Annotated in this window: 16 protein-coding genes and 3 pseudogenes; 12 read left to right on the top strand and 7 right to left on the bottom strand. The window is 45.7% G+C overall.

The window, feature by feature from the left end; genetic code table 11:
* Nucleotides 1-3 precede the first annotated feature (3 nt).
* Nucleotides 4-1,626 (top strand): chaperonin GroEL, encoded by a 1,623-nt coding sequence (groL, locus tag SSIN_RS03280; protein WP_037615723.1) that lies wholly within the window; start codon nt 4-6, stop codon nt 1,624-1,626.
* 309 nt (nt 1,627-1,935) lie between these two features.
* Here the strand turns inward: groL and SSIN_RS03275 are convergent, their stop codons facing one another.
* Nucleotides 1,936-3,420, bottom strand: a complete 1,485-nt coding sequence (locus SSIN_RS03275) for a DUF1846 domain-containing protein (protein ID WP_037615720.1) — start codon at nt 3,418-3,420, stop codon at nt 1,936-1,938.
* Between the two features lie 123 nt (nt 3,421-3,543).
* The gene (gene pepA / locus SSIN_RS03270; RefSeq protein WP_037615718.1) at nt 3,544-4,608 is read right to left on the bottom strand and encodes a glutamyl aminopeptidase; all 1,065 of its coding nucleotides are present in this window, start codon (nt 4,606-4,608) and stop codon (nt 3,544-3,546) included.
* 127 nt (nt 4,609-4,735) lie between these two features.
* Between pepA and SSIN_RS03265 the strand changes: the two genes are divergently transcribed.
* The 9 genes and pseudogenes from SSIN_RS03265 to SSIN_RS03235 all read left to right on the top strand — a co-directional run bounded on the left by SSIN_RS03265 (nt 4,736) and on the right by SSIN_RS03235 (nt 11,051).
* On the top strand, nt 4,736-5,020 hold the full coding sequence (locus SSIN_RS03265; protein ID WP_037615715.1) for a DUF4651 domain-containing protein: 285 nt from the start codon (nt 4,736-4,738) through the stop codon (nt 5,018-5,020).
* Nucleotides 5,020-5,334 carry a thioredoxin family protein gene (locus SSIN_RS03260; RefSeq protein WP_037615712.1) on the top strand — a complete coding sequence of 105 codons (315 nt, stop codon included), beginning with the start codon at nt 5,020-5,022 and terminating at the stop codon, nt 5,332-5,334. The genes SSIN_RS03265 and SSIN_RS03260 overlap by 1 nt, the downstream gene beginning before the upstream one ends.
* 30 nt (nt 5,335-5,364) lie before the next feature.
* Nucleotides 5,365-5,991 (top strand): YtpR family tRNA-binding protein, encoded by a 627-nt coding sequence (ytpR, locus tag SSIN_RS03255; RefSeq protein ID WP_037615709.1) that lies wholly within the window; start codon nt 5,365-5,367, stop codon nt 5,989-5,991.
* A gap of 349 nt (nt 5,992-6,340) precedes the next feature.
* The gene (locus tag SSIN_RS03250) at nt 6,341-6,799 is read left to right on the top strand and encodes a CtsR family transcriptional regulator (RefSeq protein ID WP_037615706.1); all 459 of its coding nucleotides are present in this window, start codon (nt 6,341-6,343) and stop codon (nt 6,797-6,799) included.
* Nucleotides 6,800-6,805: 6 nt separating this feature from the next.
* On the top strand, nt 6,806-9,235 hold the full coding sequence (locus tag SSIN_RS03245; protein WP_037615704.1) for an ATP-dependent Clp protease ATP-binding subunit: 2,430 nt from the start codon (nt 6,806-6,808) through the stop codon (nt 9,233-9,235).
* Between the two features lie 15 nt (nt 9,236-9,250).
* Nucleotides 9,251-9,691 (top strand): annotated as a pseudogene (locus SSIN_RS03240) (GNAT family N-acetyltransferase).
* Nucleotides 9,692-9,945: 254 nt separating this feature from the next.
* Nucleotides 9,946-10,029: pseudogene (locus SSIN_RS11135) on the top strand (DUF4430 domain-containing protein); the annotation flags it as partial.
* A pseudogene (locus SSIN_RS10890) lies at nt 10,028-10,141 on the top strand (NUDIX domain-containing protein); the annotation flags it as partial. The pseudogenes SSIN_RS11135 and SSIN_RS10890, both read left to right, overlap by 2 nt.
* Nucleotides 10,142-10,376: 235 nt before the next feature.
* Nucleotides 10,377-11,051, top strand: a complete 675-nt coding sequence (locus SSIN_RS03235) for a DUF6287 domain-containing protein (protein WP_037615701.1) — start codon at nt 10,377-10,379, stop codon at nt 11,049-11,051.
* A gap of 39 nt (nt 11,052-11,090) precedes the next feature.
* Here SSIN_RS03235 and dusB read toward each other — a convergent pair whose 3' ends face one another.
* Entirely contained in the window at nt 11,091-12,068 is a 978-nt protein-coding gene (gene dusB, locus SSIN_RS03230) for a tRNA dihydrouridine synthase DusB (protein WP_037615698.1), read from the bottom strand.
* A complete protein-coding gene (gene hslO / locus SSIN_RS03225; protein WP_037615695.1) occupies nt 12,055-12,927 on the bottom strand; it encodes an Hsp33 family molecular chaperone HslO in 873 nt (290 codons plus the stop codon). Before hslO ends, dusB begins: the two co-directional genes overlap by 14 nt.
* A gap of 113 nt (nt 12,928-13,040) precedes the next feature.
* Here hslO and SSIN_RS03220 point away from each other — a divergent pair, with 113 nt between their 5' ends.
* Nucleotides 13,041-13,859, top strand: a complete 819-nt coding sequence (locus tag SSIN_RS03220; protein WP_037615693.1) for an ADP-ribosylglycohydrolase family protein — start codon at nt 13,041-13,043, stop codon at nt 13,857-13,859.
* A 76-nt stretch (nt 13,860-13,935) separates the two neighbouring features.
* Here the strand turns inward: SSIN_RS03220 and SSIN_RS03215 are convergent, their stop codons facing one another.
* From SSIN_RS03215 to gshAB, 3 genes are all read right to left on the bottom strand, one after another.
* Nucleotides 13,936-15,192, bottom strand: a complete 1,257-nt coding sequence (locus SSIN_RS03215) for a toxic anion resistance protein (RefSeq protein WP_037615692.1) — start codon at nt 15,190-15,192, stop codon at nt 13,936-13,938.
* Nucleotides 15,193-15,216: 24 nt separating this feature from the next.
* Entirely contained in the window at nt 15,217-16,062 is an 846-nt protein-coding gene (locus tag SSIN_RS03210; protein WP_037615690.1) for a membrane protein, read from the bottom strand.
* Nucleotides 16,063-16,310: 248 nt separating this feature from the next.
* A complete protein-coding gene (gshAB, locus tag SSIN_RS03205; RefSeq protein WP_037615688.1) occupies nt 16,311-18,563 on the bottom strand; it encodes a bifunctional glutamate--cysteine ligase GshA/glutathione synthetase GshB in 2,253 nt (750 codons plus the stop codon).
* A gap of 302 nt (nt 18,564-18,865) precedes the next feature.
* Here gshAB and SSIN_RS03200 point away from each other — a divergent pair, with 302 nt between their 5' ends.
* A complete protein-coding gene (locus SSIN_RS03200; protein ID WP_037615686.1) occupies nt 18,866-20,158 on the top strand; it encodes an adenylosuccinate synthase in 1,293 nt (430 codons plus the stop codon).
* The last annotated feature ends 76 nt before the right edge of the window (nt 20,159-20,234 follow it).

Here is a 20,234-nt window from a genome sequence, read left to right as displayed (position 1 = left end):
AAAATGGCAAAAGATATTAAATTTTCATCAGATGCACGCAGTGCAATGGTTCGTGGTGTGGATATTTTAGCAGATACTGTCAAGGTAACCTTGGGTCCTAAAGGTCGCAATGTTGTTTTGGAAAAATCTTTTGGTTCCCCCCTCATCACCAATGACGGTGTGACTATTGCCAAAGAAATCGAATTGGAAGACCATTTTGAAAATATGGGTGCTAAGTTGGTATCAGAAGTGGCTTCAAAAACCAATGATATTGCTGGAGACGGAACAACGACTGCTACTGTTCTTACCCAAGCTATTGTTCGCGAAGGCATCAAAAACGTAACTGCTGGTGCCAACCCAATTGGTATCCGCCGCGGGATTGAAGCAGCAGTTGCGACTGCTGTCAGCGCTCTGAAAGAAACGGCGATTCCGGTTTCTAACAAAGAAGCGATTGCTCAGGTTGCTGCCGTTTCTTCTCGTAGCGAGAAAGTCGGCGAGTACATCTCTGAAGCTATGGAAAAAGTTGGCAACGATGGCGTTATCACCATCGAAGAGTCCAAAGGTATGGAAACAGAGCTGGATGTTGTAGAAGGAATGCAGTTTGACCGTGGCTACCTGTCTCAATACATGGTGACGGATAGTGAAAAAATGGTGGCTGATCTGGACAACCCTTATATCTTGATTACAGACAAGAAAATTTCTAACATTCAAGAAATTCTGCCATTGTTGGAAAGTATTTTGAAAACCAACCGTCCGCTCTTGATTATTGCAGATGATGTGGATGGTGAAGCTTTGCCAACATTGGTTCTTAACAAGATTCGTGGTACCTTCAATGTAGTGGCTGTTAAAGCACCAGGTTTCGGTGACCGTCGCAAGGCTATGCTAGAAGACATTGCCATCTTGACAGGCGGTACAGTGATTACAGAAGACCTTGGTCTGGAGCTCAAAGATGCGACCATTGAAGCACTTGGACAAGCTTCCAAAGTCACTGTTGACAAGGACAGCACCGTGATTGTGGAAGGATCTGGCAATCCTGAAGCCATTGCCAATCGTGTGGTGGTTATCAAATCACAAATCGAAAGCACAACTTCTGAATTTGATAAGGAAAAACTGCAAGAACGTCTGGCTAAATTGTCCGGTGGTGTTGCGGTGATTAAGGTCGGAGCTGCAACCGAAACCGAACTCAAAGAAATGAAACTCCGCATTGAAGATGCCCTTAACGCAACCCGTGCCGCAGTGGAAGAAGGAATTGTGTCTGGTGGGGGTACAGCCTTTGTCAGCGTATTGGGTGCAGTAGCTGCCCTTGAATTAACAGGTGATGAAGCGACTGGCCGTAACATCGTCCTCCGTGCTTTGGAAGAACCTGTCCGTCAAATCGCTCTGAATGCAGGATTCGAAGGCTCAATCGTCATTGACCGCCTGAAAAACTCTGAAGCAGGTACAGGCTTTAATGCAGCGACTGGCGAATGGGTCAACATGATTGAAGCTGGGATTATTGACCCAGTTAAGGTGACGCGCTCAGCCCTGCAAAATGCCGCTTCAGTTGCTAGCTTGATTTTGACAACGGAAGCTGTTGTGGCCAATAAACCAGAACCTGCGCCAGCAGCACCAGCTATGGATCCAAGCATGATGGGCGGCATGATGTAATCTATAAAAATAATTTTTTAAAATAGTATACATAAAACTACAGAAGAATGTAAAACTTGAAAGAGATCAAGATTTGACAATCATTCTGTAGTTTTTGTTTTTTCTCCGATTATGTAGACTGCTTTTGTTTTCAGATGATAGACCGCAATGCTTTAGGAGGTGCTTTCGTCACTAAAAGCATAGAAGCACTTAACATATAAATGGAGTGATTACCAGTTAAATGCAGTAAAAAAACCAGCGTTTTGAGGCGCTGGTTTTCATAGGATTGATGATTCTTGTGCGGGGCACCTGTTTGGCGAGTGCCTATTCTTATTTTCTATAGAGACGGTCATACTGATAAACTGGATCCATGGTGATATGGATGCCCAGTTTGCGCAGGACATTCTTGTCTTCATCCGTCAGCATCACGGTCGAATGAGCTTCGCTGCCCTTGAGGTTGCCCAACTGCTGCATAGCGTGTGCGGCATCTTGATTTTCCATGGCTGTGATAGCCAGAGCCATCAAGATTTCATTGGAGTGGAGGCGTGGATTGCGGCTGCCCAAATGATTGATTTTCAGGCCTTGGATTGGTTTGACATACTCAGGCTCAATCAGCTTGGTCTCTTTAGAGATGTTGGCTAATTTCTTAATGGCATTAATCAAGACAGCAGCTGTAGGGCCAAAAAGCTCAGAGGTCTTACCGGTTACGATTTCACCGTTTGGCAATTCTAAAGCCAGAGCGGGGTCACCAGTGCTTTCAGCCTTGGCACGCGCAGCCACGGTTACTTTCCGATCCAGCGGTGTGATGCCCAAGTCGTTCATCAAGAGTTGGATTTTCTTGATAGCAGATTCAGAGACCCGCTCCGCCTTGAAGTCCAGAATAGTTTGGTAGTAGCGGCGGATGATTTCTTGCTGGGAAGCCTCGATAGCAGCGTCATTATCTACAATGGCAAAGCCGAGCATATTGACGCCCATATCCGTTGGGGATGCATAAGGCGATTTTCCAAGGATACGTTCTAGCATGCGCTTAAGGACTGGGAAAATTTCGATATCACGGTTGTAGTTGACGGTGGTTTTTCCGTAGGTTTGCAGGTGGAAAGGGTCAATCATGTTGACGTCGTCGAGGTCGGCTGTAGCGGCTTCGTATGCTAAGTTGACTGGATGATGCAGGGGCAGATTCCAAACTGGGAAGGTTTCAAACTTGGCATAGCCTGACTTGATGCCGTTGATTTGGTCGTGGTACATATTGGACAAGCAAGTAGCCAATTTACCAGAACCAGGACCAGGTGCGGTCACCACGACCAGATTACGACTGGTCTTGATATAGTCGTTCTTGCCCATACCTTCAGGCGAGATGATATGGTCTATATCGGTAGGATAGCCTTTGATTGGGTAGTGGATGTAGGAGTCAACTCCGTTCCTTTCTAGCTGACTGCGGAAGAGGTCGGCTGCTGGCTGGCCGGCATACTGGGTGATGACCACTGAGCCTACATAAATATCCAGCTCATTAAAGGTATCAATGAGGCGCAGAACTTCCTGATCATAGGAAATGCCCAAGTCACCACGGGCTTTCGAGTGCTCAATATTATTGGCATTGATAGCAATGACAATCTCCACTTGGTCCTTGAGTTCTTTGAGCAGTCTGATTTTATTGTCCGGTTCATAGCCTGGCAGGACGCGGGCAGCATGGAAGTCTTCCAGCATTTTACCACCGAATTCCATGTACAATTTGCCCTCAAATTGATTAATGCGCTCCAAGATATGGTCGCGCTGCAGGTTTAAGTATTTCTCAGAATCAAAAGCAATTTTTTCCATGTTTGTTTTTACCTCCGCTAAAAATTATAACAAAAGATTAGAGATTTTTGGGTTTTGAAGGTAGAAAACTTGCAAAGATGATCTTCAGTTTATAGAAAAATCACCCGAATGGGTGATCAATCGTTAATAGTTGGTAATCGTGTCCACGGTTGAGCGATCCAGTTTTTTGACCAGCGCTTGCAGGAAGGCTTGGGCTTGCAGGAAATCATCCATGGCATAGAGAGTTTGGTGGGAATGGATATAGCGGGCGCAGACACCGATCGTAGTAGACGGCACACCACCGCTTTGGAGATGTGCAGCGCCAGCATCGGTTCCACCTTTGCCGCAGTAGTATTGATATTTGATACCAGCTTCCTCTGCGGTTGTCAGGAGGAAGTCCTTCATGGCTGGTAGCATGAGATGACCAGGGTCAAAGAAGCGAATCAGCGTTCCGTCGCCAATAGCTCCTTGACCGCCATAGATGTCGCCTGCTGGGGAGCAATCCACAGCGAGAAAGACCTCAGGGGCAAATTTTGTTGTTGAAGCATGGGCACCACGCAGGCCAACCTCTTCTTGAACATTGGCGCCGACATAGAGTTGGTTACCTAGTTCTTGTCCAGACAAGGCTTGAGCTAATTCGCTGACCATAAGGACGCCATAGCGGTTGTCCCAGGCTTTGGAGATGATATTTTTACCGTTAGCTGTGAGAATAGCCTTGCTGTCTGGCACGATCGTGTCTCCCGGACGGATACCATAGCTTTCGGCTTCTGCCTTGTCCGCAAAGCCGCCGTCAAAGACAATATCGCCAATCTGTGGCATGACAGGTCCGCCAGCACCACGCGTCAGATGAGGAGGGACAGAGCCTGAGATAAGAGGGATTTCCCGACCTTCACGGGTAAAGAGTTTGAAGCGTTGGCTACTCACGACCAATGGATTCCAGCCACCGATTTCTACTACGCGGAAGGTTCCGTCCGGCTTAATCTCGCTGATCATAAAGCCAACCTCGTCCATGTGAGCCGCAACCAGAAGGCGGGGAGCATTCTCAGCTTCTGCATGGCGCACCCCGAAGATGCCACCTAGACCGTCGGTAACAACCTCATCAACGTGAGGAGTGATTTTTTCCCGCAGATAGTTGCGAATAGGTCCTTCGTGCCCAGAAATAGCAGAAAGCTCTGTTACTTCCTTGATTTTTGAAAATAATGTTGTCATAAACTTACCTTCTTTCTGTTCCCTATTTTATCACTTTTTCAAAGAGAATAACAGGTCGGATTAAAAGAAGATGAGAAATCTATAATATTGTTTGTCGCCTCTGCTCTTTTGTGTTAAAATATTCTACATGAAAGCTAAAAAAATTATTTTAACCACAACAGCCCTTTTGGGAGCTAGCGCCTTGGCTTTTGGAGCTGCTAAGGTCGTGCAGGAGCAGAAAAGATTACGCAATAGAGAAGAAATTGTTCGGACTGTACGGGACTTTTTTTCTAGCCGTGGACCAATCGCAACAGTCTATGTGGAGCTTTATGAGTCAACCGACAGTCGTATGGTCGGAGGAGTTGTTCTAGAAGATGACCGCCATTTTACCTTCGTCTATGAGAATGGGCAGCTAACTTACGAGGAAGAGTGATGATTATTCCCCAAAACATAGAGGAACTGGCTTCTTATGTAGAGCATAGGGGGAAGACTGTCTTCTTTTTTACGACTGACTGGTGTGGGGACTGCCGATTTATCAAGCCCTTCCTGCCGGAAATTGAAGCTGAAAATCCTGAGTTTACTTTTCTTGAGGTGGATCGGGATCAGTATATGGCTGTCGCCCAAAAATGGGATGTTTACGGGATTCCGAGTCTAATCGTTTTGGAAAATGGGCAAGAAATTGGTCGATATGTCAATCGCGACCGCAAGACCAAGAGTCAAATCAATGATTTTTTAGCGAATTTATAAGAAGTTTTAAAAGTATTTTTGGAGGAACAAATGATTTTTACATACAACAAAGAGTATGTCGGAGATGTCCTCATGATTATTGCTGCCGATAATCAGGGAGCCAAACTGACCGCTGAGCGCAAAGGAAATGTTGCGCGTGTTTATCGGGAGGATAACGGCCAAACAGTGGCTTGGAATATTTTCCAGGTGTCTAATCGGATGAATATTGAAGGCTGTGGCCAAGTTTATCTGACGGACGAACAAGTCGCGGTTCTCAACCAAGAGTTGACTGAAGCAGGCTTTGCGGCTGAGCTGATTAATGACCATGAGCCGAAATTTGTTGTTGGGGAAATCCTTGAAATGGTGGCCCATCCTGACAGTGACCACCTTAATATTTGTCAGGTGCAGGTAGCAGCTGACAAGACGGTTCAAATCGTTGCTGGTGCCCCTAATGCCAAGGTTGGTCTCAAGACGATTGTGGCTTTGCCTGGCGCTATGATGCCGAAAGGCAATCTCATTTTTCCTGGTGAACTTCGGGGCGAAAAGAGTTTCGGTATGATGTGCAGTCCGCGGGAGCTTCAGTTGCCAAACGCACCGCAGAAACGTGGGATTATTGAATTAGGTAGCTCAGAAATTGTAGGAGAGGCTTTTGACCCTGCTAAACATTGGCAAGCATAGATTAAAAATTCTCAAAGAGATTTTAAAAATCTTTTTGAGTTTTTTCTTTTTGCTTATTTGACTGCATTGCTCAACAAATATGGCCGATAAGGCTAACCAAGTCAAGTAATGAAGAGCAGGTAAAAGTTGTGTTCTCTGTATCTGTAAGGAGGCTGGGCAAGCTGAGAGTCCCATACTTTTTGCGTTTTTTACTAGTTTGAATCATCAAATGTTTTTAGACGTTCATTCAGCCCTTTTCCTTTTAAAATCCGAACATTTTCGGTATAATAAAAGTCAAAGATAGTCAATGTTAGACATTTGGTTTTGAGATGAGCTGTTTTATCGACTGAGGAAACTAGAAAGGCAAGCTATGAGCGCAAAAAACACATCAGACAGTATTGAAGAATATATCAAGTCCATTCTGGCTCAGGCTGGTATTGTCGAGCTGAAGCGAAGTGAACTAGCTGATGTTTTTCAGGTGGTTCCCAGTCAGATCAACTACGTTATCAAGACTCGCTTTACAGAGAGTCGCGGTTACATTGTGGAAAGCAAGCGCGGTGGTGGTGGTTATATCCGGATTGGCAAGATAGAGTTTTCAGATCGGCATCAAATGTTCTGCGATTTATTTGACAATGTGGGAGAGCGGATCAGCCAGCAAATTTTTACAGATGTGATCCAGCTGTTATTCGATGAGAAGATAATGACGGAACGTGAGGGGAATCTTCTTCTTGCGACTGCTTCGGATCTGGTGTTGGGGAATGATGCACCAGCCATACGAGCCCGCATGTTGAAGAAAATTTTACAGCAATTAGACAGAAAGGGAATGTAACCACAGATGAAATATTCAAAAGCCTTAATTGAAAGTTTGGAGGCGGCTCAGATTTTAGCGGGCCATTTTGATACGGATTATTTGGAGTCTTGGCATTTGCTGATTGCTTTGGCCAACAATCCTTACAGTGTAGCAGGTTCCGTTTTAAACGAATTTCCGATGGAGATTGATGATTTTGAGGAAGCTGCTTTGCAGATTACTGGGCAGAAGTATCAGGAGAATGGGCGTTTGGAACTTTTGCCATTTTCTCACAGAATGGAAGAACTATTTGCCCAAGCTACTCAGATTGCCGAGGCTGTTCATGCTAAAAGTCTAGGGACCGAGCATGTTTTGTTAGCTATTCTGTTTGATCAGGGAACATTGGCAGCTAGAGTCCTAGAATCTACTGGTTTTAGCTATGATGATAAGAACAATGGTCCGAAAATCAGTAATCTTCGCAAGCTCCTAGAACAACGTGCTGGCTGGGGCAAGGAAGAAATCAAGGCTATCCGCAGTCTGAATAAGGGGATGATGGCGGTCAAGCAAACCATGGCGAATATGATGGGCATGCCTCCTTCAACCAGTGGTGGTCTGGAAGACTATACTCGGGATTTGACAGAGCTAGCTCGGGCTGGTCGCTTGGAACCAGTCATCGGACGGGATGAGGAAATTTCTCGGATGATTCAGATCCTCAGTCGCAAGACTAAAAACAATCCGGTACTGGTTGGAGATGCTGGGGTTGGTAAGACGGCTCTGGCTTTGGGCTTGGCTCAACGCGTGGCAGCTGGTCAAGTTCCGGCAGAACTTGCTAAGATGCGCGTCTTGGAACTAGACTTGATGAATGTCGTTGCTGGAACTCGTTTTCGCGGAGACTTTGAGGAGCGGATGAACAACATCATCAATGATATCGAAGAAGACGGTCATGTCATTCTCTTTATCGATGAGTTGCATACCATCATGGGGTCTGGCAGTGGGATTGATTCGACCTTGGATGCGGCCAATATTTTAAAACCAGCCTTGGCTCGTGGAACCTTGCGGACAGTTGGAGCTACGACGCAGGAAGAGTATCAGAAACATATCGAAAAAGACGCAGCCCTTTCTCGGCGTTTTGCCAAGGTCACTATTGAAGAGCCTACTGTGGCTGACAGCATTGCTATTTTGCAGGGCTTGAGAAAGAGTTATGAGGATCACCACAAGGTTGTCATCAGCGATCAAGCGATTAAAACAGCAGTCAAGTATGCTCATCGTTATCTGACCAGCAAGCATTTGCCAGACTCTGCCATTGACCTTTTGGATGAGGCTAGTGCAACTGTGCAAAATAAGGGACCGCAGGATTATAAACAGTCTGATTTGACGCCTGTGGACCAGGCTTTGATGGCTGGAAAGCTGAAAAAAGTCAGCCAGCTACTGGCAAAAGAGCAGGAGCCTGCCGCTTACAAGCTCAAGGTGGAGGAAGGGGATATCCTAGAGACTCTCAGTCGCTTGTCTGGTATTCCTGTGCAGAAATTAACTCAGACAGATGCCAAAAAATATCTCAATTTGGAAAAAGAACTGCACAAGCGAGTTATTGGACAGGATGCGGCAGTTTCGGCTGTCAGCCGAGCTATTCGTCGCAATCAGTCGGGCATCCGCACTGGCAAACGCCCAATTGGTTCCTTTATGTTTCTGGGACCAACAGGGGTAGGAAAGACAGAGCTGGCCAAAGCTTTGGCTGAAGTTCTCTTTGATGATGAATCAGCCCTGATTCGCTTTGACATGAGTGAATATATGGAGAAATTCGCAGCGAGTCGTCTCAACGGGGCGCCTCCGGGCTATGTAGGCTATGAGGAAGGCGGCGAATTGACGGAAAAGGTGCGCAACCGTCCATATTCTGTCTTGCTCTTTGACGAGGTGGAAAAGGCTCACCCAGATATCTTCAATGTCCTCTTGCAGGTTTTAGATGATGGTCAGCTGACTGACAGCAAGGGTCGCAAGGTGGACTTCTCCAATACCATCATTATCATGACCAGCAATCTGGGGGCAACGGCCCTGCGGGATGATAAGACGGTTGGTTTTGGGGCGCGTGATATCCGCTTTGATCAGGCCAATATGGAAAAACGCATTCTGGAAGAATTGAAAAAGACCTATCGGCCTGAATTTATCAACCGGATTGACGAGAAAGTGGTCTTCCACAGTCTGTCTGCTGAGGATATGCAGGAAGTAGTCAAGATTATGGTGCAACCGTTGATTAGGAGTCTGGCAGAGCAAGGCATCGTGCTTAAATTCCAAGCTAATGCCCTGAAACTACTGGCTCAGGAAGGCTATGATCCGGAAATGGGAGCGCGGCCACTGCGCCGCACCTTGCAGACTCAGGTAGAGGACAAGTTGTCTGAGCTGCTCCTGACTGGAGATTTGGCGGCGAGTCAAACGCTCAAGGTTGGAGTCAAGGCTGGCCAGCTCAAGTTTGAAGTGGCCTAGGGAAGGATGTTTGCAATGGAAATTCGTGTGATGACAGAAAAGGATTATGCTTCTGTTTACCAGCTGTAGGTTTCTTGCGCTGGTATGGGTCTCAATAATCTAGATGACTCTGAAGAAGGGATTGCTCGCTTTTTGAAGCGTAATCCTGAGACCTGTCTGCTTGCCTTGGAGAACAATAGCTTGATCGGTGCTATTCTAGTTGGAACAGATGGACGTCGGGCGTACATTTATCATACAGCTGTCCATCCATATTTTCGTAGAAAAGGAGTGGGCAAGGCTCTGGTTGAACAGGCCTTGTCAGCAGTGAAAAAGCTTGGTATCCATAAAGTATCGCTGGTCGTTTTTGAAAAGAATGAACAGGGCAACCATTTTTGGCAGGAACTGGGATTTTCAGTCAGAAATGATCTGCTTTACCGAGATCAGGGACTAACGGAGATGATTCGACTGGATACTTGAGCAAGAATCAAGTATTTAAAGGGTTTGTTCAGCTTATAAGAATATGGGATAGCTCCAGAGAATATTGAGCAAAAAAGGCGTGACTATGTTTGTTCGTCATTTTATCCGAACCATTTTTTGTCAACCCTTTTGGCTAATGATTCTATGTAGAAGAGTACTAAATCAGCATCCGTATTGCACTAGAAGACTGACAAGGACGAAGAAAAAGATGATTTACTACTTCCATTAATGGGTGAAGTCAAGGGGGCAACTAGATGTACAAGGCTAACGGAGAAATGGCTCCTAAGGCAGCCAATCCGATCACTGTCAAGGACAGAGACAAGCTGGACATCTACTAGCTATCATTTTCTGGTCAAATTTGGAGAATACCTAGCGGAGACTAGAGTCAAGCGGGTGCCCAAGAAAATACCGAGAAAAGTTGATCAGCTGAAAGTAGAAAAAGCAGACTAAAAGAATGCTGATTATTTATTTGAATGACAGGATAGAAATGTCCTGTTTTTCGTTTTTAATTACGAATATATAAGTAGAAGCCTATCAACCATGCCAAGAATAGAAAGTTGAAAGGAAGTGATTCGGCATAGATGAAAAGATTTGGAACACTCTTATCTAAATAATTGACAAAGCAAACCTAGAATGTTACAATAATATTACAAAAGGATTTCAAATTATTACAAGGAGAACAAAGATGAAAACAAGGACTTATAGAAAATTAATGACTGTTGCGGTTCTGGCTTCCAGTTTGCTTTTAGGAGCATGTGGTAAGAAAGAAGAAAGCACTGTAAGTACTAGCTCTAGCAAGACCGTTCAGACCTCTTCTAGCTCGAAAACTGCATCATCTAGCAAGATCAGCAGTGCCCCTAAGATTAGCAGTAGCGCTTCCTCAGCAGGAGCAGTTGGCCAGTCTGGCCAAGCTGAAATCCCTGCGAGTCAAGAACAGCCAGCTGTCGAGGTAAGTCAGCCCCAACAAGTGCAGCCTCAGCAGGCTTCAGGCCGACAAAGCACTCAGACTCAACAGACTCAGCCAGCCCAAGCACCAGAAAGTAACCGCCAACTTCAGAATAAACAGGCAGAAAGTAACGCTCGTTACAAGGGAGTTCTGACCATGGTAGATGGAGATTTCTCAGCAGCAGCTGGTACTTGGAAAGATGCCAACGGAAACACGGTGACCGTTTCAGGCAACGGCCAGTTTACAGTCCAGTCTGCTGATGGAAAGACTGGTAATTACTCCATTGCGTCCTACTCTTATACTCTGGATGACGGAAAATACAATGCTCAGTTAAGTGGACAAGGAAATGCCAATCTGCAGATTACAACAGGAGCAGATGGATCAGTAACAAGCGTTGTGGTATCTCAGCACTAAATATAATGAAAAGGAAGTCCAAATGGCTTCCTTTTGTTTTTATTTTTGAATTTGCAAGAGTTCTTCAATTTCAGCTAGACTTTCAGCCTGAGAAATAGCGCCTCGGAGCTTAGCTGCTCCAGCAGTACCACGAAGGTAGTGTGGCGCTAGACCGCGAAATTCTCGGACAGCGATGCGCTCTCCTTTAAGGTCAATCAAACGTTTGAGATGCTCGTAAGCAATCGTCATCTTGTCCTCAAATGTCAAGTCGGGTAATACTTCGCCTGTTTCAAAGTAGTGGTTGATTTGGTTAAAGAGGTAGGGATTTCCCATAGCTGCACGGCCAATCATGACAGCATCAGCACCGACTTCCTCGATACGCTGCTTGGCGTCTTGCACGCTGCGGATATCACCGTTGGCGATGAAAGGAATCTTTGTCAGGGCTTGGGCTACGTTGTGCAAGATCTCAAGGTCGGCATGACCGGTATACATCTGTTCACGCGTACGGCCGTGCATAGCCAAGGCTGAAACGCCAGCCGCTTCGGCGGCTAGAGCATTTTCTACAGCCAGTGAGCTGTCGGACCAGCCAGTCCGCATCTTGACTGTCAGAGGGATATCCAGAACGGACTGGACCTTGTTGATGATTTTATAGATTTTTTCAGGATCCTTGAGCCACATAGCGCCAGCTTCGTTTTTGACGATTTTGTTGACTGGGCAGCCCATGTTGATATCAACGATATCTGTCTTGGTGTTTTCTTGGATAAATTCCGCTGCGCGGGCTAGGCTGTCTTCGTCACTGCCGAAAAGCTGGATAGAGACAGGATTTTCGCCCTCATCAATGTGGAGCATGTGGAGGGTTTTTTCGTTGTTGTACTGGATGCCCTTGTCAGAGACCATTTCCATAACGACGAGACCTGCTCCCAGCTCTTTTGCAATGGTTCGGAAAGCAGAGTTGGTTACACCAGCCATGGGCGCCAGAACTGTACGATTGGGAATTTCAACATTTCCAATCATAAAAGGGGTATTAAGATTTGTCACGAATCAGTTCCTCCAAGTCATTTTGGTCAAAGTGGTAGGCTGTCTGGCAGAATTGACAGATGATTTCAGCTCCGTGGTCTTGGTCACGCATCTCTTCTAAGTCAGCCTTTGGCAGGGTAGCCAAGGCATTCATGAAGCGCTCTTTGCTACAGTCGCACTGGAAGCGGATTTCCTCTTCAGACAGGCGTTTGTATGGCTCATCACCATAGATAGCAGCCAGCAGAGCTTCGATATGGTCTTCGGATTCTAACAGCTTAGAGATAGCAGGCATTTCCTGAATCCGCTTTTCAAAGCGTGCGATTTCAGCTTCTTTTGCACCCGGCAGAACTTGTAACAAGAAACCGCCGGCAACCTTGACTTTATCATTCTCATCCAAAAGGACGTTGAGGCCAACTGCGGAAGGTGTCTGCTGGCTTTCGGTCAGGTAGAAGGCTAGGTCTTCGCCGATTTCACCAGAGATGAGTGGCGTCATAGAATTATAGGGATTGCCAGTGCCGTAGTCCGTGATAACCAAAAATTGACCAGAGCCGACAAAAGGGCCAACTAGAACTTCGCCAGTGGCTGTCTTTTTAATATCGACACCGGGATTCTGTACATAACCTTTGACATTGCCCTCGGTATCTGCCACTGTGATGATCGCGCCTAGTGAGCTGGTCCCGAGGACCTTGACGGTAATCTTGGTCTGGCCTTTTTCATTTGCAGCTAAAATTTGACTGGCAATCAGTGTGCGGCCAAGTGCAACGGTAGAGCTTGCTTGAGTTTGATGTTTTTCTTGAGCGGTCCGAACCGTCTCTGTGCTATCCAGCACATAAGCTCGGAAAGAACCATTTTCTGAGATAGTTTTGATAATTTTGTCCATACATTTTATTTTAACACAAAATAGAAAAACAAGCGCGTGACTGCGCTTGTTTTTGTTTTAGATTTTTTCTTTAATCGTGCTATAATCAAGTTAAAACAGAAAGGAGCGAGTTGATGAATCAGGATTTAAAGATAGCTGTTTATGGCCTAGCAGTGGCGGATGCTTTGGGAGTGCCTTATGAATTTCAAGAAAGAGGGAGCTTTGAAGCGACCGGTATGACTGGATACGGCAGTCATCAACAGCCAGCTGGGACATGGTCAGATGATACTAGTCTTGTTTTGGCGACCTGTGATTCTATTAGGGAAAATGGTAAGATTGACCCTGCCGATATGCAGCAGCGGTTTAAACATTGGCTCTTCGAGGGAGCTTACACGCCAGATGGCTTGACCTTTGATGTAGGAAATGCGACTCGCGAAGCCTTGACAAGAGGACACGGTCTATCTGATGAATATTCCAACGGAAATGGCTCTTTGATGCGGATTCTGCCCCTAGCCTTTACGGAAGCCAGTCCGTCTGATATTGAGGATGTTTCCAGTATTACACATGCCCATGCGACTTCCGTAGAGGCCTGCCTGCTTTATGTGGCTATTGCTCGTAGGCTATTAAGAGGCCAGCAACTATCGGAAATACTATCAGATTTAGAGACTAGTCCGACCTACGCTCGTTTGCAAACTTTAGCAGAGCTGACAGAGACTGACATTCGCTCTAGCGGCTATGTGGTGGATACTTTGGAAGCAGCACTGTGGTGTCTGCTGACAAGTACATCCTATTCAGAAACGGTACTGAAAGCTGTTAATTTGGGCGATGACACTGATACAGTAGCTGCAGTTGCTGGCGGCTTGGCTGGTATTATCTATGGTTTAGAAGGGATTCCTGACAACTGGTTAGCCCAGCTGCGCCATAAAGAACTGTTGGAAAGTTTCTTGTTTTAAAGGGACAATCGGAAGACAGGACTGTATTGATCATTTAAAAACTAAAACATTAAAAGAGCCACCTAGGCTCTTTTACTTATTCCGTAGTTAATTCTTTCTGGGCTTCCTTGCCTTGGTCCAACAGGGCTTGGATAATCTTTTGATCACGCAGTTTGACAGAGTTGTTGATGGTCTCTGCAGATTGGATAACAGTGGCTTCTAGCAGAGCGCGTTTTTCCCGCCCTTTATCAATAGCTTCGATAATGCCTTGGTTTTGTGCGACAAGGCTTTCTGCCAGCTTAGTGACAGACTCAACAGCGATAGTAGGACTTTGGGAAATCCGCTCCAGCTGAGGAATGACTTCCTTGCTCGTTTCGGCGAGCATTTGCAGGGCAGCGTTATTGGCATTCGAGATGGCGTCAGCTACCTGACCAGACTTCATGGATTGCTGGAGAATGCCTAACTGGGCGATAGACAGTTTCATAGTTGGAATAGTATTTCGACGGAGCATTCCAAGCTTTTGGCGCATATCAGAGGAAACCTTGACCAGATTGCGCATCTGAGGAGTGGTTGCCCAAGCCACATAGAGACGGCTGACATATTCAGTGTGTTGCTGCTCTAGGGTATTGACCACCTCTGTCATTCGGGCTAATTCTTGCGATTTGACTTGATAGTCAACAGTTGTCATATCTAGCTGAGCGACTTCAGCCTGCAGCTTGAGCGCTCGATTGCCAGATTCTTGCTGAGCAGCTTCGATAAAGGAAATAACTCCGACTAGGTTTTCAATCGATTTGGTATTGTCCTCAATCAGCATTTCAGCAGAAACAATATTGCGAGCCAGAACATCTTCTTGTTTGACGACTGTTGCAGCCATGCCGTCCATTTTCTGCTCAATATTTTGTGAGTCGAAATAGAATTCTTGAAGAGTGTTTTTGCTCTGTTTGAAGAGTTTTTCCAGAAAATTAGGCTTCTTGTCCAATTCTGCTACTTGAGCATCCTTGTATTTTGCGACAAAGCCATTGAGTTCTTTGTTAGTGTTTTTTAAGAGCTCATCTACCTGGGGAATTTGTAATTTTTTCTGCTCGGCTAAGATACGATTGACAGTACCGTTGACTTCTTCTACAGCAGATTGGCCAAAGTCCAGCAAGGCATTTTGGTCCGATACGAAATTATCCACCAGCTGAGGGGCTTTAGCCGTAATCGCACTCTGTTGCTCAGGAGTCAGCTTTTCTAGAAAAGTGAGCTGACCATTTCCTTGAGTCGTATTGGCCTCGATGATTTCTGTTGTTTTGTCGCTTTTGCTGATAGCATTGTTAGCAATTTTATCAATGTCAAAATGAAATTCTAGGCTCATAGTTTCTCCTTTGGTTTATCTAGCTTAAAAGCCGGGGTCTGTTTGCTTTTCTTTGTCTAAGATACGCAGGCTAATGTCAAAATCCCTCAAATCAGCTTCATTTAGCTGGCGCAGCGCTTCGTCTAGGTCCAAGTCAAACTGCTCGATGGCTGCTTTGGCCTTGGCTAGCCGCTCCTCAGCATTGTAAAAATCTTTGGGAGAAGCTTTGATTTTGAGGTAGCCTTCTAAAATATCTTCGTAGTGCTCCATCTGGGACTGATGAATGGCAGTCAGCTCCTCCTTATTATTGCTTTCGGATTGAGAGATTTTTTGCAGAATGGCCTCATGGTCAATCTGAATATTGCGAACCGTAGCAGCTAATTCTGGTGCTAGTTCTTCTAGGCTAGTTTTCTTGGGCTGCGCTTCCTTTTGTCTTTTCTCTTGTTCTATCTTTTGCAGTTGCTCATCGATTTCAGCAGTTACAGTACGAATTTTTGTCTGGATTCGCTGGTAGACAGAGGCAGGAATTTCTCCCCGTAAGTCGTTAGCAGTATTTTTGATATAGGTGAGCTGGGGAAGAATTTGTAGAGCTAAATCTTGATAGCTTTCTTGGTCGCCATCTTTTTGGTAGCTTTCCAATTTTTTAATGCGGCGGTCGGCCTGCCCAATCTCTGATTTCAGGTATTCAATACGACCGATGCTGTTTTGTTTAGCTTCAATACGATCTTTTCTCTGGTTATGGTAACGATAAATCCCATATCCAATAGTTCCCAGAATAGCAATGGGGAGCAGATAACTGGCCACTATTCCAGAACCAAATACAAATATAAGTATCCAAAACCAGCTAAACCATTCCGGTTGCTGGTTAGAATCATCATTTCTCCTCGACATGAACCTTTCTCTTTCTACTCAATATGTTATCTCTATTTTAACATAAAAGCTGATTTTTGAAGGATAAAGAGTGCAATGATTTTATGTATTCAGATACGTTTTTAGATTTATTGAGAATGTTCGCGTAAGCAAGAAAGAGATTTGCTTCCTATCACGAAAGCAAGCCTTGTTTGTCGAGCGAAAGGTTCGTTGTTTATTGCAAGTAGACAAGCAAAAATCGCAAGGAATCCCCTGCGATTCTCGTCTTATCAGTCCATTTCTGAGAAAAGTTTAGCCAGTATTTTAGGAGTAATGCTTTGTCCCGGCCCCTCAGCACAATAGGTGTGCATATACATAGAAGGATTGAAGTTGAGCTCGATGCAGGTACAGTTGGGATTTTCCTTTGTGGAAATAGCAGAGCTGTCAGGGATGATTAGATCAACGCCACAGGTCCAAGCTCCCATAGCCTTTGCCATGTCCGCAGCGAGTTCCTTATAAGATGGGTGCATGCTGTCTGTGACGTCAATCGAGTCTCCGCCAGTAGAAATGTTAGAATTGCGCCGCAAGTCAACCTTGACTCCAGCAGGCAGGATATCGTCTGGTCCATAGCCTTGCTGATCCAGCATGAGCAGTTCAATGTCGCCCAGTTCAATGATTTCAAGCGGTGAGCGATGATCTCGCCCGCGCAGCGGATTGTCATTTTTGATGGCAACCAATTCTCTCACGGTATGCTGGCCGTCTCCGACCACATTAGCCGCCACGCGCAAGAGAACCGCCTCACATTGACCGTCTAAGACAAAGAAGCGGTACTCCGTTCCAGCGATAAATTCCTCCACCAAGACGGCGGCGTCTTCTGAAAAAGCAATTTCCAAAGCTTTGCGATAAGATTCCAGACTAGCCGGTTCTTGGAAGATGGAGATGCCCAGTCCGAAGTTGGTTGACTTGGGTTTGACAACAATTTGTCGGTCTTTAATCAAAGGGTAATAGGTCAAGCCTTCCTCCAGAGAAGAAAACTCCGATCCAGCAGGGACAGGAAAGTCAGCTGCTGCCAAAATCTTTTTGGTGACTGTTTTATTGGCCATGGCCAGAGGGATGACATAGTTATCCTTGGAGGTCATATTGCCGTTTTTGACATACTCTACATGGGGACCATGCCAGAGCTTGAGAAATTGGTCGTTTTCATCTAGGATTTCGAGATGGAGGCCTTTCTGGAGAGCGTCAAACATAAGCATTTGAGTGGAAAGCTCCATCTTTTCATAGCCCTTGAGGGCGTAGGGTGCAGTCCAGGCGTAATCTCGATATTCCCGTGCTTTTGCAAGCCCAAAAGCTAAGAGGAAATTCTTCTCAATATGAGGCAATAATTGGCCTGCCAGAGTCAGCTTGGGATCAGCTAGTGCAGCCTTGACTTGCGCTAGCAATTGACGGTAGGCGTCAGAGAGATTGAAATGCTGAATCACATGTTCCATAGCTTGGAGAAGGAGGGAACTATCGGCATCTGCAGGTAGAGGAGTCAAGGGGGGAGCTAAAGCGATAGCATCGTTGAGAGCATAGGCGGCTTGTAGCTGCTCATCACTATCCGTCACATCATCCAGCCACAACAGGGCCAAGAGAAAGAGATGGACTGTGTCCAAAGTTTCCTGACTGATGCCCAATACATCAAATGGATTGAGGTCGAAACAGCGCAGTTCCAAGTAAGTAATGCCTTGTTCTAGGTAATCTCGATTTCGTTTTTGACCGCGAAAGCGTACGGGCGAGTAAAATTCCTTTTCTGCACTTAAGTCGCCAGACTTAACATAGGACTCGATGTCCGAGACATAGCTTTCCAGCGAGCTAAATGAAACATGGACATGTTCCTCATTGGCGTAGCCGTAATGGCTATTGCGGAGCGAACGGACAAGAGCCTCGGGCGGATTATCGTAAAATCCAGCTTCTGCCAGAGGAGTTGCTCCGTAAAGATAGGTTAGCAGCCAGCGGAAACGCAGGAAATTTCGAGCCAATTTGAGATAGAGAGCATTTTTGAAATCTTTTAGTGATTCAAAGCCACTAACTTCAAATAGCACAGTCATCAAATCTTTCCCTAGCTCGATATTGTAGTGGATGCCGGAAATGGTCTGGAGCCGTTTTCCGTACTTTTCTGCTAGACCTTGGCGGTAACGGAGATCGTAGGCATTTTCGAGGTGGGCAATCTCAATCTCATCTTCTTGGATTTGTGGCGGCATGGATAAGGGCCACATGAGTTCTTCTCTGGAAATGGAGCGCTCGGTTACATCGGTAATAGCTCCCAGAAGCCTGCGGACTTCCCGAGTCGAAGGAGCAATAGGCGTAATCAATTCTAGCTGTTGCTCGCTAAAATCCGTCTGGATATAGGGATGAAAATTGCGAGAGCCCAAACAGTTAGGATGGGGAGTCTGAGCCATTTTTCCTGTTTCTGTCACGCGCAGCGACTCTCTTTCCAGGCCAAAAGTTGCTTGTAAGATAGGGCTGGCTGGGTCTAGCTTCTCTAATAACCGATCAATTGTCATCATTCTCTTCCGTTCTTGATATAGTACCCTCAGTCTATTATAAAAAAAGTCAGAAAACAACTATTCGCTACGTTTCTACGAAATTTCCGAACTTTTCTTTTTATCTGCTTTATTTATTGGGGGAAAATAGAAATTTTTAAAAATTATAATTCGCTTTCAAAAGTGAAAATCCAAATTTAAAAACTGTTCAATCTTGAAAAAAATTCAAAATTTTCTTATAATGAAGTGTAAGATACGTTTGCAGGTGAAACTCCTGCCTTGTAGATTAAGAAAGGAAGAGCTCTCGCGGCTCAGACGAAATTATGACATCAGTTGTTGTTGTAGGAACCCAATGGGGAGATGAAGGGAAAGGGAAAATCACCGATTTCCTTTCGGCCAATGCTGAAGTGATTGCTCGCTATCAGGGCGGTGACAATGCTGGCCATACAATTGTAATCGACGGGAAAAAATATAAATTGCACTTGATTCCGTCAGGAATTTTCTTCCCAGAAAAAATCTCAGTGATTGGAAATGGGATGGTGGTCAATCCTAAATCTCTGGTCAAAGAGCTTACTTATTTGCATGAGGAAGGCATTACCACAGACAATCTGCGGATTTCAGACCGTGCTCATGTCATCCTGCCCTATCACATCGAGCTGGATCGCCTGCAAGAGGAAGCTAAAGGTGACAATAAAATCGGTACCACAATCAAGGGAATTGGCCCTGCCTACATGGACAAGGCTGCGCGTGTCGGTATCCGTATCGCAGACCTCTTGGATAAAGACATTTTCAGAGAGCGCTTGGAGCGTAATCTAGCTGAGAAAAACCGCCTCTTTGAGAAATTGTACGATAGCCAAGCCATGAACATCGACGATATTTTTGAAGAATACTATGAATACGGTCAGCAAATCAAGCAGTATGTGACTGACACATCTGTCATCCTCAATGACGCTCTGGATCAAGGCAAACGCGTCCTCTTTGAAGGGGCTCAAGGCGTCATGCTGGATATTGACCAAGGTACCTATCCGTTTGTAACTTCGTCTAACCCAGTTGCTGGTGGGGTGACGATTGGTTCAGGTGTTGGTCCAAGCAAGATTGACAAGGTAGTTGGTGTCTGCAAGGCCTATACTAGCCGTGTCGGTGATGGGCCATTCCCAACAGAGCTTTTTGATGAAGTGGGCGATCGCATTCGCGAAGTGGGTCATGAATACGGCACAACGACTGGCCGTCCGCGTCGGGTGGGCTGGTTTGACTCCGTTGTTATGCGCCACAGCCGCCGCGTGTCAGGGATTACCAATCTTTCTCTCAATTCCATTGACGTTTTGAGTGGTCTGGATACAGTCAAAATCTGTGTGGCCTACGACCTAGATGGAGAGCGTATCGACCATTACCCAGCAAGTCTGGAGCAGCTCAAGCGCTGCAAGCCAATCTATGAAGAATTGCCAGGTTGGTCAGAAAATATCACTGGTGTCCGCAGCCTAGAAGACCTGCCAGAAAATGCCCGCAATTATGTTCGCCGTGTCAGTGAACTGGTTGGAGTCCGCATTTCGACCTTCTCAGTAGGCCCAGGCCGTGAGCAGACCAATATCTTGGAAAGTGTTTGGTCTAGTTTATAAGCAAATGAAGACAGAGGCTGGGACAAAAGTCCTAGCCTCTCAATTGTCTTTTGATTGTCGAGCAAGACGCAGTGGT

The sequence above is a fragment of the Streptococcus sinensis genome (assembly GCF_000767835.1).
In the GTDB taxonomy this organism is placed as follows: domain Bacteria; phylum Bacillota; class Bacilli; order Lactobacillales; family Streptococcaceae; genus Streptococcus; species Streptococcus sinensis.
Note: the sequence above shows the minus strand (reverse complement) of the source record. Positions and strands in the feature narration are given on the sequence as shown.

Bases quoted from the DNA above. Each gene is read 5' to 3' on its own strand.
- hslO (WP_037615695.1), bottom strand. From the start codon at position 12,927: ATGGACAAAATTATCAAAACTATCTCAGAAAATGGTTCTTTCCGAGCT.
- pepA (WP_037615718.1), bottom strand. From the start codon at position 4,608: ATGACAACATTATTTTCAAAAATCAAGGAAGTAACAGAGCTTTCTGCT.
- SSIN_RS03215 (WP_037615692.1), bottom strand. From the start codon at position 15,192: ATGAGCCTAGAATTTCATTTTGACATTGATAAAATTGCTAACAATGCT.
- SSIN_RS03275 (WP_037615720.1), bottom strand. From the start codon at position 3,420: ATGGAAAAAATTGCTTTTGATTCTGAGAAATACTTAAACCTGCAGCGC.
- gshAB (WP_037615688.1), bottom strand. From the start codon at position 18,563: ATGACAATTGATCGGTTATTAGAGAAGCTAGACCCAGCCAGCCCTATC.
- SSIN_RS03220 (WP_037615693.1), top strand. From the start codon at position 13,041: ATGAATCAGGATTTAAAGATAGCTGTTTATGGCCTAGCAGTGGCGGAT.
- SSIN_RS03250 (WP_037615706.1), top strand. From the start codon at position 6,341: ATGAGCGCAAAAAACACATCAGACAGTATTGAAGAATATATCAAGTCC.
- SSIN_RS03260 (WP_037615712.1), top strand. From the start codon at position 5,020: ATGATTATTCCCCAAAACATAGAGGAACTGGCTTCTTATGTAGAGCAT.
- groL (WP_037615723.1), top strand. From the start codon at position 4: ATGGCAAAAGATATTAAATTTTCATCAGATGCACGCAGTGCAATGGTT.
- SSIN_RS03265 (WP_037615715.1), top strand. From the start codon at position 4,736: ATGAAAGCTAAAAAAATTATTTTAACCACAACAGCCCTTTTGGGAGCT.
- SSIN_RS03200 (WP_037615686.1), top strand. From the start codon at position 18,866: ATGACATCAGTTGTTGTTGTAGGAACCCAATGGGGAGATGAAGGGAAA.
- SSIN_RS03245 (WP_037615704.1), top strand. From the start codon at position 6,806: ATGAAATATTCAAAAGCCTTAATTGAAAGTTTGGAGGCGGCTCAGATT.
- ytpR (WP_037615709.1), top strand. From the start codon at position 5,365: ATGATTTTTACATACAACAAAGAGTATGTCGGAGATGTCCTCATGATT.
- SSIN_RS03235 (WP_037615701.1), top strand. From the start codon at position 10,377: ATGAAAACAAGGACTTATAGAAAATTAATGACTGTTGCGGTTCTGGCT.
- SSIN_RS03210 (WP_037615690.1), bottom strand. From the start codon at position 16,062: ATGTCGAGGAGAAATGATGATTCTAACCAGCAACCGGAATGGTTTAGC.